This window comes from Pseudomonas sp. H1_A03 (assembly GCF_054685145.1).
On the sequence record NZ_CP162829.1, the window covers coordinates 3,250,577 to 3,265,364 of the forward strand.

General features: G+C 60.1%; 14 protein-coding genes and 2 tRNA genes. 10 read left to right on the plus strand and 6 right to left on the minus strand.

The window, feature by feature from the left end; genetic code table 11:
- Positions 1-23: 23 nt before the first annotated feature.
- Both AB4O35_RS15045 and AB4O35_RS15050 read right to left on the minus strand, forming a co-directional pair.
- On the minus strand, positions 24-431 hold the full coding sequence (locus AB4O35_RS15045; RefSeq protein ID WP_049709191.1) for a PA2817 family protein: 408 nt from the start codon (positions 429-431) through the stop codon (positions 24-26).
- Between the two features lie 189 nt (positions 432-620).
- Positions 621-3,068 carry an acyl-CoA dehydrogenase gene (locus tag AB4O35_RS15050; protein WP_065945636.1) on the minus strand — a complete coding sequence of 816 codons (2,448 nt, stop codon included), beginning with the start codon at positions 3,066-3,068 and terminating at the stop codon, positions 621-623.
- Positions 3,069-3,226: 158 nt separating this feature from the next.
- On the opposite strand from AB4O35_RS15050, the gene AB4O35_RS15055 reads away from it, so the two are divergent.
- The 4 genes from AB4O35_RS15055 (at position 3,227) to AB4O35_RS15070 (ending at position 6,405) form a co-directional block, all read left to right on the plus strand.
- On the plus strand, positions 3,227-3,886 hold the full coding sequence (locus AB4O35_RS15055) for a transglutaminase-like domain-containing protein (RefSeq protein WP_065872633.1): 660 nt from the start codon (positions 3,227-3,229) through the stop codon (positions 3,884-3,886).
- 57 nt (positions 3,887-3,943) lie between these two features.
- A complete protein-coding gene (locus tag AB4O35_RS15060) occupies positions 3,944-4,561 on the plus strand; it encodes a glutathione S-transferase family protein (RefSeq protein WP_065872755.1) in 618 nt (205 codons plus the stop codon).
- Between the two features lie 135 nt (positions 4,562-4,696).
- Positions 4,697-5,629 carry an ABC transporter ATP-binding protein gene (locus AB4O35_RS15065; RefSeq protein ID WP_049709188.1) on the plus strand — a complete coding sequence of 311 codons (933 nt, stop codon included), beginning with the start codon at positions 4,697-4,699 and terminating at the stop codon, positions 5,627-5,629.
- Complete coding sequence (locus AB4O35_RS15070) at positions 5,626-6,405, plus strand: ABC transporter permease (protein ID WP_049709187.1); 780 nt, start codon at positions 5,626-5,628, stop codon at positions 6,403-6,405. The genes AB4O35_RS15065 and AB4O35_RS15070 overlap by 4 nt, the downstream gene beginning before the upstream one ends.
- A 65-nt stretch (positions 6,406-6,470) precedes the next feature.
- On the opposite strand, the gene AB4O35_RS15075 is transcribed toward AB4O35_RS15070, so the two are convergent.
- The gene (locus AB4O35_RS15075; protein WP_065945635.1) at positions 6,471-7,010 is read right to left on the minus strand and encodes a TetR/AcrR family transcriptional regulator; all 540 of its coding nucleotides are present in this window, start codon (positions 7,008-7,010) and stop codon (positions 6,471-6,473) included.
- A 91-nt stretch (positions 7,011-7,101) separates the two neighbouring features.
- Here AB4O35_RS15075 and AB4O35_RS15080 point away from each other — a divergent pair, with 91 nt between their 5' ends.
- The 4 genes from AB4O35_RS15080 to AB4O35_RS15095 all read left to right on the plus strand — a co-directional run bounded on the left by AB4O35_RS15080 (position 7,102) and on the right by AB4O35_RS15095 (position 11,838).
- Positions 7,102-8,295: an MFS transporter gene (locus tag AB4O35_RS15080; RefSeq protein WP_065945634.1), complete on the plus strand. Its 1,194-nt coding sequence runs from the start codon at positions 7,102-7,104 to the stop codon at positions 8,293-8,295.
- Positions 8,296-8,338: 43 nt separating this feature from the next.
- Entirely contained in the window at positions 8,339-8,650 is a 312-nt protein-coding gene (locus tag AB4O35_RS15085) for a cupin domain-containing protein (protein ID WP_028615765.1), read from the plus strand.
- Between the two features lie 106 nt (positions 8,651-8,756).
- Positions 8,757-9,905, plus strand: coding sequence for a TDT family transporter (locus AB4O35_RS15090; protein WP_065945633.1), 1,149 nt, complete (start codon positions 8,757-8,759; stop codon positions 9,903-9,905).
- A gap of 58 nt (positions 9,906-9,963) precedes the next feature.
- Positions 9,964-11,838 carry an MFS transporter gene (locus tag AB4O35_RS15095; RefSeq protein ID WP_065872629.1) on the plus strand — a complete coding sequence of 625 codons (1,875 nt, stop codon included), beginning with the start codon at positions 9,964-9,966 and terminating at the stop codon, positions 11,836-11,838.
- 112 nt (positions 11,839-11,950) lie between these two features.
- Here the strand turns inward: AB4O35_RS15095 and sugE are convergent, their stop codons facing one another.
- The 3 genes from sugE to rdgC all read right to left on the minus strand — a co-directional run bounded on the left by sugE (position 11,951) and on the right by rdgC (position 14,424).
- A complete protein-coding gene (sugE, locus tag AB4O35_RS15100) occupies positions 11,951-12,265 on the minus strand; it encodes a quaternary ammonium compound efflux SMR transporter SugE (RefSeq protein ID WP_010211634.1) in 315 nt (104 codons plus the stop codon).
- A 106-nt stretch (positions 12,266-12,371) separates the two neighbouring features.
- A complete protein-coding gene (locus tag AB4O35_RS15105) occupies positions 12,372-13,337 on the minus strand; it encodes a bile acid:sodium symporter family protein (protein WP_065882506.1) in 966 nt (321 codons plus the stop codon).
- 166 nt (positions 13,338-13,503) lie between these two features.
- Entirely contained in the window at positions 13,504-14,424 is a 921-nt protein-coding gene (gene rdgC / locus AB4O35_RS15110; RefSeq protein WP_065872627.1) for a recombination-associated protein RdgC, read from the minus strand.
- 159 nt (positions 14,425-14,583) lie between these two features.
- Here rdgC and AB4O35_RS15115 point away from each other — a divergent pair.
- A tRNA-Val gene (locus tag AB4O35_RS15115) sits at positions 14,584-14,659 on the plus strand.
- A 19-nt stretch (positions 14,660-14,678) separates the two neighbouring features.
- A tRNA-Asp gene (locus AB4O35_RS15120) sits at positions 14,679-14,755 on the plus strand.
- Positions 14,756-14,788: the final 33 nt, after the last annotated feature.

A 14,788-nucleotide genomic window follows, 5' to 3' on the forward strand; every position in this document is an offset into this window, starting at 1 on the left:
AGGCAAGCCAGCTCCCACAGGAATCAGTGCTTGCTCTGGTCTTGTGGCATGGCCAGCAGCTGTTTTTCCCGGTTCCAGTCGAACGGTTCGTCGTTTTGTTCGGCTTCGAAGCGACGTTCTTCCAGGGCCTGGTACAGGTCCAGTTCTTCGTCGGGCATAAAGTGCAGGCAGTCACCGCCAAAGAACCACAGCAGGTCGCGCGGCACCAAGTGGGCAATTTGTGGGTAGCGCAGGATGACTTGGCTCATCAGGTCCTGGCCCAGGTATTGGCTTTCAATCGGATCGATCGGCAGCAGGGCGCGCAATTCGTCAAAACGCTCCAGAAACAGCGTATGGCTTTCCTCGGGCACCTGCTCGGCTTCGCCGACGGCAACCAGGATGCTGCGCAAGTGGTCGAGCAAGACGAGATGATCGGCAACGATGTTGGACACGAGATAAGTCCTCTAAAGCAAAAACGGGCGCGAGAGTATATGCCTCGGTGCCCTGCCTCACAAATACGATTCATTTTGACGAGTGGCTGTTGTTGTCAGGCAACGCAGCGTGGCGACAACAGACGCCGTCAAAATGGATCAGTATTTGTGAGGCAGGGCACTTTGCCCGTAGTTATATGACCGCTGGGGTCAGCGGACTTTACCCTCAGCCTGGGTCAGCTCTTCCTTGCTGAAATCATCCACGTCGATGACCTTGCGCCGTGCCGCTTCGGCATCACGCAACGTTTGCGCCTCAGCCGGTTGCAGTACCCCGGCGTGCAGCGCGGCGTCGATGGCATGTTCCCCGGCAGCCGGTTTGACCTGGCCGCTTTTCAACGCGGTGTGCAGTTTTTTCTGCAGCGGATGGCTCGCGCCGAGCAGGTCGTAGGCATGTTGCAGGGCACCCACTGGGTCTTCCGCCGATTGCGGGCGGTAGCAGCCGGCGAGCAGTTCTTCCAGGGTTGGGTCGCCTTTGGCACGGCCGATTACCGCAGCCACTTCGGCATCCAGTGCATCGGACGGACCGGTATGGCGACGCCCGAACGGGAACACGATCACCCGCAGCAGGCAGCCCAGGACCTTGTTCGGGAAGTTGCTCAGCAGTTCATCCAACGCCCGCTCCGACTCGCCGAGGCTCTCTTCCATGGCCCAGGTGAACAGCGGTTGCAGATGATCCGGTGAATCCAGGTCGTGATAACGCTTGAGTGCGGCCGAAGCCAGGTACATATGGCTCAGCACATCACCCAGGCGTGCCGACAGGCGTTCGCGGCGCTTCAGCTCGCCACCCAGCAGCATCATGCTCAGGTCGGCCAGCAGCGCGAACGCGGCAGCCTGACGGTTCAATGCGCGGAAATACCCCTGGCTCAAACGGTTGCCCGGCGCTTTCTCGAAATGACCTACGCCCAGGTTCAGCACCAGAGTGCTGGCGGCGTTGCTCACGGCGAAACCGATATGTTGCATCAGCAGGCCGTCGAATTCCTTCAGCGCCTGGTCATGGTCTTCGCGACCGGCCAGGGCCATTTCCTTGAGCACGAACGGATGGCAACGGATGGCGCCCTGGCCGAAGATCATCAGGTTGCGCGAGAGGATATTCGCGCCTTCCACGGTGATGAAGATCGGCGCACCTTGCCAGCTGCGGCCCAGGTAATTGTTCGGGCCCATGATGATGCCCTTGCCACCGTGCACGTCCATGGCGTGGCCGATGCACTCGCGGCCACGTTCGGTGAGGTGGTATTTGAGGATCGCCGACAGTACCGAAGGTTTCTCCCCAAGGTCCACGGCATTGGCGGTCAGCATGCGCGCGCTGTCCATCAGCCAGGCGTTGCCGCCGATACGGGCCAGGGCTTCCTGGATACCTTCGAAGGCCGACAGTGGCACGTTGAACTGTTCGCGCACCTGCGCATATTGGCCGGTCACTAGGCTGGTGAACTTGGCGGCGCCGGTCCCTACGGCGGGCAGGGAAATCGAACGGCCTACCGACAGGCAGTTCATCAGCATCATCCAGCCCTTGCCAAGCATTTCCTGGCCACCGATGAGGTACTCCAAGGGAATGAACACATCCTTGCCGGAGTTGGGGCCGTTCATGAAGGCGGCGCCGAGGGGGAGGTGGCGGCGGCCGATTTCCACGCCGGGGGTGTCGGTCGGGATCAGCGCCAGGCTGATGCCCAGGTCTTCTTCTTCACCCAGCAGGTGGTCCGGGTCATGGGCCTTGAAGGCCAGGCCCAGCAGGGTCGCGACCGGGCCAAGGGTGATGTAGCGTTTTTCCCAGTTCAAGCGCAGGCCGAGGGTTTCCTTGCCTTCCCATTCACCTTTGCAGATCACGCCAGTGTCGGGCATGGCGCCAGCGTCGGAACCCGCCAGCGGGCCGGTCAACGCAAAGCAAGGGATGTCATCGCCACGGGCCAGGCGCGGCAGGTAATGGTTGCGTTGTTCGTCGGTGCCGTAGTGCAGCAGCAGTTCGGCCGGGCCGAGGGAGTTGGGCACCATCACGGTAGACGCGAGGTCACCGCTGCGGGTGGCAAGTTTCATCGCGACCTGGGAGTGGGCATACGCCGAGAAACCCTTGCCGCCATATTCCTTGGGAATGATCAGCGCGAAAAAGCCGTGGGTCTTGATGTGTTCCCAGGCAGCCGGCGGCAGGTCCATGGCCTGGCCGATTTCCCAATCGCTGACCATGGCGCAGAGTTCTTCGGTCGGGCCGTCGATAAAGGCCTGTTCTTCTTCGGTCAGTTGGACCTTGGGATAGGCCAGCAACTTGTCCCAGTCAGGGCGACCACTGAACAGCTCGCCGTCCCACCAAACGGTGCCAGCGTCGATGGCGTCGCGCTCGGTTTCGGACATCGGCGGCAGGACTTTCTGGAACCAGCTGAACAGCGGCTTGGTGAAGTATTGGCGGCGCAGATCGGGTAGCAACAGCGGCGCGGCCACAACCGCGATCAACACCCAGAAGATCAGCAGCAGCCAACCCGGCGCGTGGCTCCAGGCGCCCATCGCCAGCAAGTAGACGGCGACCACGCCCAAGGCGGGCAGGGGGGCGACGCGGCGGTGTGCGAGGTAGGCAATGCCGACCACCAGCACCAGTATCCACAACAACAGCATATTCAATCCTCCGTGAAACCAGGGGCGAAACCACCAGGGAGCTTAGTCGGCATCCGAGCAAGCGGGGTGATCAGGGTGTAACGAGATTTGGCCGATTCGTCGTTAACTCCACGGCAGGCCTGTGGTTAGACTCCAGGCTTCCTTTGGAGATAACACTCATGGATACCTACCTGAGTCCCAGCCGCTTCATCGATAGTGACCACCCTGCGGTGGTGGAGTTCGCCGAAAAACATCGCGGAACCCGTGCGAACTTAAGTGACCAGGCAGTCAGCCTTTACTACGCCGTGCGTGAGGCGATTCGCTACAACCCCTACACCTTCAGTCGCGATCCAGACACATTAAGTGCCAGCTTCGCCCTGTCCACCGGCGAAAGCTACTGCGTGCCCAAGGCCACGTTGCTCGCGGCCTGTGCCCGCCATTGCGGCATCCCGGCGCGCATCGGCCTGGCGGACGTGCGCAATCACTTGTCGACCCCGCGCCTGCTCGCCTTGCTCAAGAGTGACGTGTTTGCCATGCACGGTTATACCGAGCTTTACCTGAATGATCGCTGGGTCAAAGCCACGCCCGCGTTCAACAGGCAACTGTGCGATGTGTTCGACGTGCCGCCGCTGGATTTCGACGGTATCAACGACAGCGTTTTCCACGCTTTCAACCGCCAGGGCCAGCGTTCGATGGAGTACGTGATCGACCATGGGCAATTTACTGACGTGCCCGAGGCGTTTTTCTTCGCCCATATCCAGCAGTGTTACCCGCACCTGTTTGCCGAGGATATGCCGCCCCTGCTTGGCGATATGCACAGCGATTTAAGCCGCGCCTGAACCGGCGTATGCTGCTGCGTTCATCCAGCCATGTTCATCAACAATAAAGGCGCGGTCATGCTGAAGATCTGGGGTCGTAAAAATTCATCAAACGTCAGGAAAGCACTGTGGTGCGCCGAGGAGCTCGGCCTGGACTATGAGGCAATTGATGCGGGCGGGGCGTTTGGTGTGGTCGACACACCGCAATACCGAGCGTTGAACCCTAACGGTCGGGTGCCGATGATCGAAGACGGCGACTTTGTGCTGTGGGAATCCAACACCATCGTGCGTTACCTCTGCGCCAAGCAGGCGTCCAGCTGGTACCCGAGTGACCTGAAAACCCGCGCCAACGCGGAGAAGTGGATGGACTGGACCACTTCCACGTTCGCCGAACCGTTCAAGATCGTGTTCTGGGGCGTGCTGCGCACCCCGGCCGAAAAACAGAATTGGGACAGCATCCACGCCGGGCGCCAAACCTGTATCGATGTGCTCAAGACCGTTGACGAGGCGCTCGCCACACAGCCGTATCTGTCGGGCAATGAGGTCGGCATGGGCGATATCCCCTTGGGCAGCTTCATCTACGCCTGGTTTGAAATGCCCATCGAACGGCCCGCAATGCCCCATCTAGAGGCCTGGTACCAGCGCCTGCAGCAGCGACCGGCCTACCGCAAGGCGGTCATGACCGCGTTGACTTAATACTGACTATTAATACAGGTGACTGTACTTGTGCCGCGCGGGCAAGCACCATGCCCGCCATGCATCGCAGGTTGAACTACCTGCGCTGCGCCCTCATCTATTCTTTCTATTCCCTTCTTTGGTGCGTATCCCGATATGAGTTCCGCTCTGTCCATCCGGCAGCTAACCAAAACCTACGGCAACGGTTTCCAGGCCCTGAGTGGTATCGATCTGGACGTTGCCGAAGGTGACTTCTTCGCCTTGCTCGGCCCCAACGGCGCCGGCAAATCCACCACCATCGGCATCCTCTCGACCCTGGTCAACAAGACCAGCGGCTCGGTAAATATCTTCGGCCACGACCTGGACAAATCCCCGGCGGCGCTCAAGCGTTCCATCGGCGTGGTGCCCCAGGAGTTCAACTTCAACCAGTTTGAAAAGACCTTCGATATTGTCGTGACCCAGGCAGGCTACTACGGCATTCCGGCGAAAATCGCCAAGGAACGCGCCGAGCAATACCTGACCCAACTGGGCCTGTGGGACAAGCGCGATGTGCCTTCGCGCTCGCTGTCCGGCGGCATGAAGCGCCGCTTGATGATCGCCCGTGCGCTGGTGCATGAGCCGCGCCTTCTCATCCTTGATGAGCCCACTGCTGGCGTGGATATCGAGCTACGCCGTTCGATGTGGACATTCCTCACCGAGCTGAACGAGAAAGGCATCACTATCATCCTCACCACCCACTACCTGGAGGAGGCTGAGCAGCTGTGCCGCAACATCGGCATCATCGACCATGGCACCATCGTCGAGAACACCAGCATGCGTAACCTGCTGGGCCAGTTGCATGTGGAAACCTTTTTGCTCGACCTGAAAAATAACCTGTCGGTGGCGCCGCAGCTGATGGGCTACCCAAGTCGTCTGCTGGACAGCCATACCCTGGAAGTGCAGGTGGATAAAGCCATGGGCATCACCGCGCTGTTTACGCAGTTGGCGACCCAGAACATCGAAGTGCTGAGCCTGCGCAATAAAACCAATCGCCTTGAGGAGTTGTTCGTGTCCCTGGTGGAGAAAAATCTGGCGAAGGTGGCGGTATGAGTTCCGAACTGCAACCCAACCTCGTCGCGCTGCAAACCATCGTCTATCGCGAAGTGAAGCGCTTTACCCGGATCTGGCCGCAGACCCTGCTGCCGCCGGCGATCACCATGGTTCTGTACTTCGTGATCTTCGGTAATCTGATCGGCCGGCAGATCGGTGACATGGGTGGTTTCACCTACATGGAATACATCGTGCCGGGTCTGATCATGATGTCGGTGATCACCAACTCCTACGGCAACGTGGTCTCCAGTTTCTTCGGCAGCAAGTTCCAGCGCTCGATTGAAGAATTGATGGTGTCGCCGGTGTCGCCACACACCATCCTGATCGGCTACACCGCCGGTGGTGTGCTGCGCGGCCTGATGGTCGGCGTGATCGTGACCTTATTGTCGCTGTTCTTCACCCACCTGCAAGTGCATCACCTCGGGGTCACCATTCTGGTGGTGGTACTGACGGCGACGATCTTCTCGCTGCTGGGTTTCATCAACGCCGTGTTTGCACGCAACTTCGATGATATTTCGATCATTCCGACCTTCGTGCTGACGCCGCTGACCTACCTCGGTGGCGTGTTCTACTCGATCACCTTGCTGCCGCCGTTCTGGCAGACCGTGTCGCTGGCCAACCCGGTGCTGCACATGGTCAACGCCTTCCGCTACGGTATTTTAGGTGTGTCGGATATCAAGATCAGCGTGGCGATTACGTTCATGTTGGTGGCGACCGTGGTGCTGTATATCGGTTGCGCGAAGCTGCTGGTGAGTGGGCGCGGGATGCGCACGTAACACAGGATTAATGTGGGAGCTGGCAAGCCAGCTCCCACATTTTTGATCGGCGTGTAGGGCTTTGATTATTGCAATGCCAATTCGATCAGCTCATGCAGCTCTTCAACCTGCAACGGTGCGCTGGCAAACAGAATCCTGAACACCGTCGGCGCCGCCAGCAGGTTGATCAGCCGGTCTACGCAGGGTGGCGTGTTGTCGGGGTAGCGATCCACAATCGTCTGCAACTGCCCGCCAATCAGGGTCACGCAATAGCCCGGCGTCTGGCTGCACTGCACATCACGCATCATGTTCCGCCCAGGCTCCGAACTCATCTCATCCAGATACTGCTCGGCCCAGGCCTGCAGGTCGCCGCGCAGGCTGCCGGTATTCGCCGGTTCGTTGTCCGGGCGCATCCGCGCCAACGCCACATCCGCCAGCAGCACAGAAAGATCGCCCCAACGCCGGTAGATAGTCGACGGCGTCACCCCCGCGCGCGCAGCAATCATTGGCACGGTGACGCTGGAGCGCTCGTTGGCTTCCAGCAATTCGCGTACAGCGCTATGCACTGATTCTTGTACCCGGGCACTACGGCCCCCCGGGCGGAGGCCTTCTTTAATAATCGCCATGCGTAAAACCTTAACACAAAGAATTTGCTTTAAGCGCCGCCTGGTAGCACACTCCGCAAAAGCAAAATATTAGCTTTAGCGGAGCGTGCGCATGTCCAACCCTATTTCTCAACGTTCCAGCCTGGTGTTCCTGGCGATCACCTTGCTGACGTTTCTCGCCGCCTCCAGTGCGCCGACGCCGTTGTATCACCTGTATCAGGAGGGCCTGCATTTTTCGGCGGGCATGCTCACGCTGATCTTCGGTGTCTACGCCTTGAGTCTGCTGGCGGCGCTGATGACCGTTGGCTCACTCTCGGATCACCTGGGGCGCAAGCCGGTGATCTTCGCTGCATTGATCCTGAACATGCTGGCGATGCTGCTGTTTATCAATGAAGGCAGCGTGGCCTGGTTGATCGCCGCACGTACGCTGCAGGGCTTTGCTACGGGCATGGCCACTGCCGTGCTGGGCGCGGCACTGCTCGACACGGATCGCCAGCAAGGGCCACTGGTCAACAGCGTGGCGCCGCTGCTGGGCATGGCGTGCGGTGCGATGGGCAGCAGTCTGCTGGTGGAATTCGCGCCGCTGCCGACCCAGTTGATCTACTGCACGCTGTTGGTGCTGATGCTGTTGCAGGCCGTGTACGTATGGCGCCTGCCGGAAACTGTCAGCCGTATTCCCGGTGCACTGGCTTCGCTGCGTCCGACTTTGCATGTACCGCCGCAAGCGCGCCGGGCCTTGTGGTTGTCGCTGCCGGTGGATGTGGCGGTGTGGGCGATGGGCGGATTCTACCTGTCCCTGGCGCCGTCACTGGTACGGGCCGCCACCGGTTCGACCTCCAACCTGATCGGCGGCGGCCTGGTGGCGGTGTTGACCTTGAGCGGCGCATTGATGATCTTCACACTGCGCAATCGCCACGCCGACAAAGTGCTGCGCCTGGGGGCCGGCTTGCTGGCAGTCGGTGTGGCGCTGATCCTCACGGCCGTGCACAGCGCCAGCCTGCCGTTGTTTTTTATCGCCACGCTGATCGCCGGCAGTGGTTTTGGCGCGGGCTTCCTCGGTGCCCTGCGCAGTGTGGTGCCGCTGGCTTTGCCCCATGAGCGCGCGGGCTTGATGTCGGCGTTTTATGTGCTGAGTTACCTGGCGTTCTGTCTGCCGTCTTTGCTGGCGGGCAACCTGATTCGCAGCTTTGGTTTGATCGCCACCACCGACGGCTACGGTGCGGTACTCATCCTGCTGTCCCTCGGCGCACTGGTCGGCCTGCTGTTGCAGGGTTCGGCGCGCGCCAAGGCGACGACAGGCGGCTGATAGGTAATAATCGCCTCTCGTATCGCCCGACCGAGATTCAAGCATGAAGATCATCCGCAGCAAGGACTTCACCGGCAGCCGCGCCTGGGAGGCGTTGGATATCGCCAATATGAACGGCATCACCACGCGCCTGCACTGGACTGACCAGCCGTATCGCTGGCACATCAATGATGGCGAGGAAGTGTTCGTGGTGCTGGATGGCCGGGTGCAGATGCACTACCGCGACAACGGCTTCGAACAGGTGGCGGAGTTGGGCGTAGGGGATATCTTCTATGCCAGTGTCGGCACCGAGCATGTCGCCCATCCCCAAGGCCCGGCGCGCATTCTGGTGATCGAATGCGAAGGCAGCGTTTAGACTATATCTGCAAAGTAGATAACAGTTAGAGATATTACCCGTTATATAGATATTCGATCAGGTTCTACCATGGTCTTAACCTCATGCGAGGAAGAGGATTGCCATCATGACCTGCTCGAATACCATCAGTTACAAACCTTTCAGTCACCTGACCCGTCCGCGGGAAGTGATTCGCCAGTTCACCCCTAACTGGTTTGCCGCCACCATGGGCACCGGCGTGCTGGCGCTGGCGTTGGCGCAGTTGCCGGTCAACCTGCCAGGTTTGCACGCCATCGCCGAAGCGCTGTGGTTGTTCACGGTCGGCCTGTTCGTGTTGTTCAGCGTGTTGTACGCAGCCCGCTGGGTGATGTTTTTCCACGAGGCGCGGCGGATTTTCGGGCACTCCACGGTGTCGATGTTCTTCGGCACTATCCCCATGGGGCTCGCGACCATTCTCAATGGCTTGCTGCTGTTCGGCCTGCCGCGTTGGGGCAGCGAAGTGATCCCGCTGGCTGAAGCGCTGTGGTGGCTGGATGTCGCGATGGCCTTGGCCTGCGGCGTGCTTATCCCGTTCATGATGTTCACCCGCCAGGAACACAGCATCGACCAGATGACCGCCGTTTGGCTGCTGCCCGTGGTTGCCGCCGAAGTCGCCGCCGCCAGCGGTGGCCTGCTGGCACCGCACCTGGCGGACGCCCATTCGCAACTGGTGATGCTGGTGACCAGCTACGTGCTGTGGGCGTTTTCCCTGCCGGTGGCGTTCAGCATCCTGACCATCCTGATGCTGCGCATGGCCCTGCATAAACTGCCCCACGCCAATATGGCCGCGTCGAGCTGGCTGGCGCTAGGCCCCATCGGCACTGGTGCGTTGGGCATGCTGTTGCTGGGGGGAGATGCGCCGGCGATCTTCGCGGCCAATGGCTTGCCGGGTGTCGGTGAAATGGCTGACGGCCTCGGGCTGGTAGCGGGCATTACACTGTGGGGCTTTGGCCTTTGGTGGATGCTGATCGCCGTACTGATTACCCTGCGTTACCTGCGCGCCGGTATCCCGTTCAACCTGGGGTGGTGGGGCTTCACTTTCCCGTTGGGGGTGTACGCCTTGTCCACACTGAAGTTGGCGAGCCTGCTGCACCTGGGTTTCTTTAGTGTATTCGGGAGTCTGCTGGTGGTGGCGTTGGCGCTGATGTGGCTGATCGTCGCTAAACGCACGGTGCAGGGCGCCTATAAAGGTGAGCTTTTTGTTTCGCCATGCATTGCAGGACTAGCGAATAAGTAAGCCGGATTAGGTAAAGTCGTGGCCTGAATCGATAACAGGCCACGCAGGAACACGGACGATGAGCCACCCCTCGCAATTCACCTTGCTGCGCACACGGCGTTTCCTGCCGTTTTTCATCACCCAGTTGCTGGGTGCGTTCAACGACAACATCTTCAAGCAATCGCTGATCCTGGCCATTCTCTACAAGCTCACCATCGACGGTGACCGGTCCATCTGGGTCAACCTCTGTGCCTTGCTGTTCATCCTGCCGTTCTTCCTGTTTTCGGCGCTGGCCGGGCAGTTTGGCGAGAAGTTCAACAAGGACGCATTGATCCGCGCAATCAAGATCGGCGAGATTGTGATCATGGCTGTGGGCGCGACGGGCTTCCTGACCAACCACCTGGAACTGATGCTGCTGGCACTGTTTGCGATGGGCACCCACTCGGCGCTGTTCGGCCCGGTGAAGTACTCGATCATGCCCCAGGCGCTGCACGACGATGAGCTGGTCGGCGGCAACGGCCTGGTGGAAATGGGCACGTTCCTGGCGATCCTGGCCGGTACCATTGGCGCCGGGATCATGATGTCGTCCACCTATTACGCGCCGGTGGTCGCCGTGGCGATCGTCGGTGTGGCGGTATTGGGTTACTTGGCCAGCCGCAGTATTCCGAGGGCGGCGGCGTCGACCCCGGGGTTGCGCCTGAACTGGAACATTTTCAGTGAATCCTGGGCCACCTTGCGCCTGGGCCTGGGGCAGACACCGGCCGTTTCGCGCTCCATCGTGGGTAACTCGTGGTTCTGGTTTGTTGGCGCGATCTACCTGACGCAGATTCCGGCCTACGCCAAGGAATGGTTGTACGGCGACGAAACCGTGGTGACGCTGATCCTCACGGTGTTCTCTGTGGGTATCGCCCTCGGTTCGATGCTCTGCGAAAAACTCTCCGGACGTAAGGTGGAAATCGGCCTGGTGCCGTTCGGCTCATTCGGCCTGACCGTGTTCGGCCTGTTGCTGTGGTGGCACTCCGGCGGTTTCCCGCAGAACGTGCAGGCCAACGATTGGCTCGCCGTGCTCAGTTACGGCCAAGCCTGGTGGGTGTTGTTCGATATCCTCGGCCTGGGCGTGTTCGGCGGCTTCTATATCGTGCCGCTGTACGCGTTGATCCAGTCGCGCACCGCCGAGAACGAGCGTGCGCGGGTCATCGCTGCCAACAACATTCTTAACGCACTGTTCATGGTGGTCTCGGCGATTGTGTCGATCCTGCTGCTGAGCGTGGCCAAGCTGTCAATTCCCGAATTGTTCCTGGTGGTGTCGCTGCTCAACATCGCGGTCAACACCTACATCTTCAAGATCGTCCCCGAGTTCACCATGCGTTTCATGATCTGGCTGCTCAGCCATTCCATGTACCGCGTGGAGCATCGCAACCTGGAAGCGATCCCGGACGAAGGCGCGGCGCTGCTGGTGTGCAACCACGTTTCATTTGTCGATGCGCTGCTGATCGGCGGCGCGGTGCGTCGGCCGATTCGCTTTGTCATGTACTACAAGATCTACCGTTTGCCGGTGCTGAACTTTATCTTCCGCACGGCCGGGGCGATTCCCATTGCGGGGCGTCACGAAGACATCCAAATCTATGAAAAGGCTTTCACACGGATTGCGCAGTATCTGAAGGAAGGGGAGTTGGTGTGCATCTTCCCGGAGGGCAAGTTGACCGCCGATGGCGAGATGAACGAGTTTCGCGGTGGTGTGACGCGCATCCTGGAGGAGACGCAGGTGCCGGTGATTCCGATGGCGTTGCAGGGGTTGTGGGGGAGTTTTTTCAGCCGCGATCCGAACAAAGGGTTGTTTCATCGGATCTGGTCGCGGGTGGTGTTGGTGGCGGGTGAGCCGGTGACGGTAGAGGCCGCGACGCCTGCGCAGTTGCAGGAACGGGTGGGGGTGTTGCGGGGGAGTGTCAGGTAGTTTCGGGCTGGATTAATGGCCTATTCGCAGGCAAGCCAGCTCCCACATTGGACCGCATTGTTCAAGCGAACGCGGTCTGGTGTGGGAGCGGCGGTTCGACAGCGGTAATGGATCAGGTGCTGATCTTGAGCCCAATAAGCCCGCAAATGATCAACGCCACACTGGCCAACCGGAACAGCGCCATGGATTCCCCAAACAGGATAATCCCGGCGATCACGGTGCCCACGGCACCGACTCCGGTCCAGATGGCATAGGCCGTGCCCAGCGGCAGCTCCTTCATCGCCAGCCCCAGCAGGCCAAGGCTTACGGCCATGGCGGCAATCGTCAGGGCCGTGGGCAGCGGCTTGCTGAAACCGTCGGTGTACTTCAGGCCGACGGCCCAGCCCACTTCAAACAGACCCGCAAAAAACAGAATGATCCAGGACATGATGACCTCCTAACGCTAGGTGGGGTCGTCCCCGGATTAGGCGCTTGAAAGCGTCGCGGGGTCGTCCCCGCGAAGCTCGTAAGAGTGCCCAAAAGTGATCGACTGATCAAGTTTGCGGGGTGTTCTCCAGGGCGCGACGGTCTTCCTTCTCGCTCATGCGGCGGAAGTAAGTCGAGAGCAACGCCCCGGAAATATTGTGCCAGACGCTGAACAACGCACTCGGCACCGCCGCCAAGGGCGAGAAGTGCGCGCTGGCCAATGCGGCACCCAGCCCGGAGTTCTGCATGCCCACTTCCAGCGCCAGCGACTTGCGCTGCGCCAATGGCAACTTGAACACGCGGCCGGTGAAGTAGCCCAGCAAGTAACCGAAGCTGTTGTGCAGCATCACCACGGCCATGATCAACAGGCCCGACTCGGCAATCTTCGCCTGGCTGGCGGCAACCACCGCCGCGACGATGATCACGATGCTCACCACCGACACCAGTGGCAACACATCCACCGCGTGGCGCACCCGATCACCGAGCACGCGTTGCGCCAGTACGCCGAGCACGATCGGCAGCAGCACAACTTGCAGGATCGACCAGAACAACTCCATGAACGATACCGGCAGCCAGGCCGACGCCAGCAGCCAGATCAACGCCGGCGTAAGCAGCGGGGCGAGGAGGGTGGTGACGGCGGCGATGGCCACCGACAGCGCCAAGTCGCCGCGGGCCAGCCAGGTCATCACGTTGGAGGAGGTGCCGCTTGGGCAGCAACCGACCAGGATCACGCCAACGGCAATTTCCGGCGGCAGGTGGAAGGCCTGGCACAGCAACCAGGCCACGCCCGGCATGATGACAAAGTGTGCGACCACGCCCAATGCCACGCGCCACGGATGGCGGGCGACTTCGGCGAAGTCATCAATCTTGAGGGTCAACCCCATGCCGAACATCACCAGGCCCAGCAACGGGACGATGGCGCTTTTCAGGCCGATGAACCAGCCGGGTTCGAGGAAGGCGACGACGGCGAAAATCAACACCCAATAGGCGAAGGTATTGCCGACGAAGCGGCTCAAGGCGGCGAGTGCGCGCATGGGGATGTCCTTGTTATTAGAGTGCTGGAGGTGGCAACTCGATCAGATGTGGGAGCTGGCTTGCCTGCGATAGCATCAACTCGATTTAACTGAAGACCGAGGTGCCTGCATCGCGGGCAAGCCCGGCTCCCACACTGACCGTGCCCACATAAGATCTAATGAGCTTTTAGATGCCCTGTGGGGTCTCTTCACCGCCGAGTGCTTCGACCAGCGCGGGGATGAAGTCACCAAACGTCAGCATCATCAGGGTAAAACTCGCATCCAGTTGGCCCAGGGCTTCTTCACCGCCGTCCTGTTCCGCCTGGTCTTGCAGCAGGTCTTCGAACTTCAGGCGCTTGACGGTCATCTTGTCGTCGAGCATGAAGGACAGTTTGTCCTGCCAGGCCAGCGACAGTTGGGTCACGACTTTGCCGGTGGTCAGGTGCAGTTGGATCTCTTCGCCGGTCAGGTCCTGGCGCTTGCAGCGCACAATGCCGCCGTCTTCGTGGGTGTCGCGCAGTTCGCACTCGTCGAGCACGAAGAAGTCATCTGCCGGCTTTTGGGTGGTGACCCAGTCGGTCATGATCGCGGTCGGTGCTGTTTTCACGGTGAGTGGGCGAACCGGCAGGGTGCCGATCACTTCACGCAGTGTGGACAACAAGTCTTCGGCGCGCTTGGGGCTGGCCGAGTTGACCAGGATCAGGCCCTGTTTTGGCGCGATGGCGGCGAACGTCGACGAACGCCGAATAAAGGCACGCGGCAGGAAGGCCTGGATGATTTCATCCTTGATCTGGTCGCGTTCCTTTTTGTAGACCTTGCGCATTTGCTCGGCCTCGATCTCTTCGACTTTCTCCTTGAGTGCATCCCGCACCACGCTGCCCGGCAGGATGCGTTCTTCCTTGCGCGCGGCGATCAGCAGGAAATCACCGCTGACGTGAACCAGGGGAGCCTCTTCACCTTTACCAAAAGGCGCGACGAAACCGTAAGTGGTCAACTCCTGGCTGGCACAAGGGCGCGCCAGTTTGGTGGCCATGGCCGCTTCCAACGCCTCGGCATCAACAGGCAGATCTTGGGTCAGGCGATAGATAAGCAGGTTCTTGAACCACATGGGGCGAGTCTCTCCTTTATACAAAGGGGGGCATTATTCTCTTGATAACGTCCCAGGCCAACCCTGCCTAAGCCATTGGAAGCTATCAAAAAAAAGATTTAAGAAAGTGCTTGCCAGACCTGGGGCCGCTCCGTAGAATGCGCGCCACACCGAAACGAAGGGTGATTAGCTCAGCTGGGAGAGCGTCTGCCTTACAAGCAGAATGTCGGCGGTTCGATCCCGTCATCACCCACCATTCGCTTCAAGTGTTACGCGCAGCGGTAGTTCAGTCGGTTAGAATACCGGCCTGTCACGCCGGGGGTCGCGGGTTCGAGTCCCGTCCGCTGCGCCATATTCGGTTACCTGGAACGCTGAACGCCAGGTA

Coding starts and splice junctions, on each gene's coding strand:
- AB4O35_RS15080 (WP_065945634.1), top strand. CDS start 7,102: ATGTCCAACCCTATTTCTCAACGTTCCAGCCTGGTGTTCCTGGCGATC.
- AB4O35_RS15055 (WP_065872633.1), top strand. CDS start 3,227: ATGGATACCTACCTGAGTCCCAGCCGCTTCATCGATAGTGACCACCCT.
- AB4O35_RS15060 (WP_065872755.1), top strand. CDS start 3,944: ATGCTGAAGATCTGGGGTCGTAAAAATTCATCAAACGTCAGGAAAGCA.
- sugE (WP_010211634.1), bottom strand. CDS start 12,265: ATGTCCTGGATCATTCTGTTTTTTGCGGGTCTGTTTGAAGTGGGCTGG.
- AB4O35_RS15075 (WP_065945635.1), bottom strand. CDS start 7,010: ATGGCGATTATTAAAGAAGGCCTCCGCCCGGGGGGCCGTAGTGCCCGG.
- AB4O35_RS15085 (WP_028615765.1), top strand. CDS start 8,339: ATGAAGATCATCCGCAGCAAGGACTTCACCGGCAGCCGCGCCTGGGAG.
- AB4O35_RS15090 (WP_065945633.1), top strand. CDS start 8,757: ATGACCTGCTCGAATACCATCAGTTACAAACCTTTCAGTCACCTGACC.
- AB4O35_RS15095 (WP_065872629.1), top strand. CDS start 9,964: ATGAGCCACCCCTCGCAATTCACCTTGCTGCGCACACGGCGTTTCCTG.
- AB4O35_RS15065 (WP_049709188.1), top strand. CDS start 4,697: ATGAGTTCCGCTCTGTCCATCCGGCAGCTAACCAAAACCTACGGCAAC.
- AB4O35_RS15050 (WP_065945636.1), bottom strand. CDS start 3,068: ATGCTGTTGTTGTGGATACTGGTGCTGGTGGTCGGCATTGCCTACCTC.
- rdgC (WP_065872627.1), bottom strand. CDS start 14,424: ATGTGGTTCAAGAACCTGCTTATCTATCGCCTGACCCAAGATCTGCCT.
- AB4O35_RS15105 (WP_065882506.1), bottom strand. CDS start 13,337: ATGCGCGCACTCGCCGCCTTGAGCCGCTTCGTCGGCAATACCTTCGCC.
- AB4O35_RS15070 (WP_049709187.1), top strand. CDS start 5,626: ATGAGTTCCGAACTGCAACCCAACCTCGTCGCGCTGCAAACCATCGTC.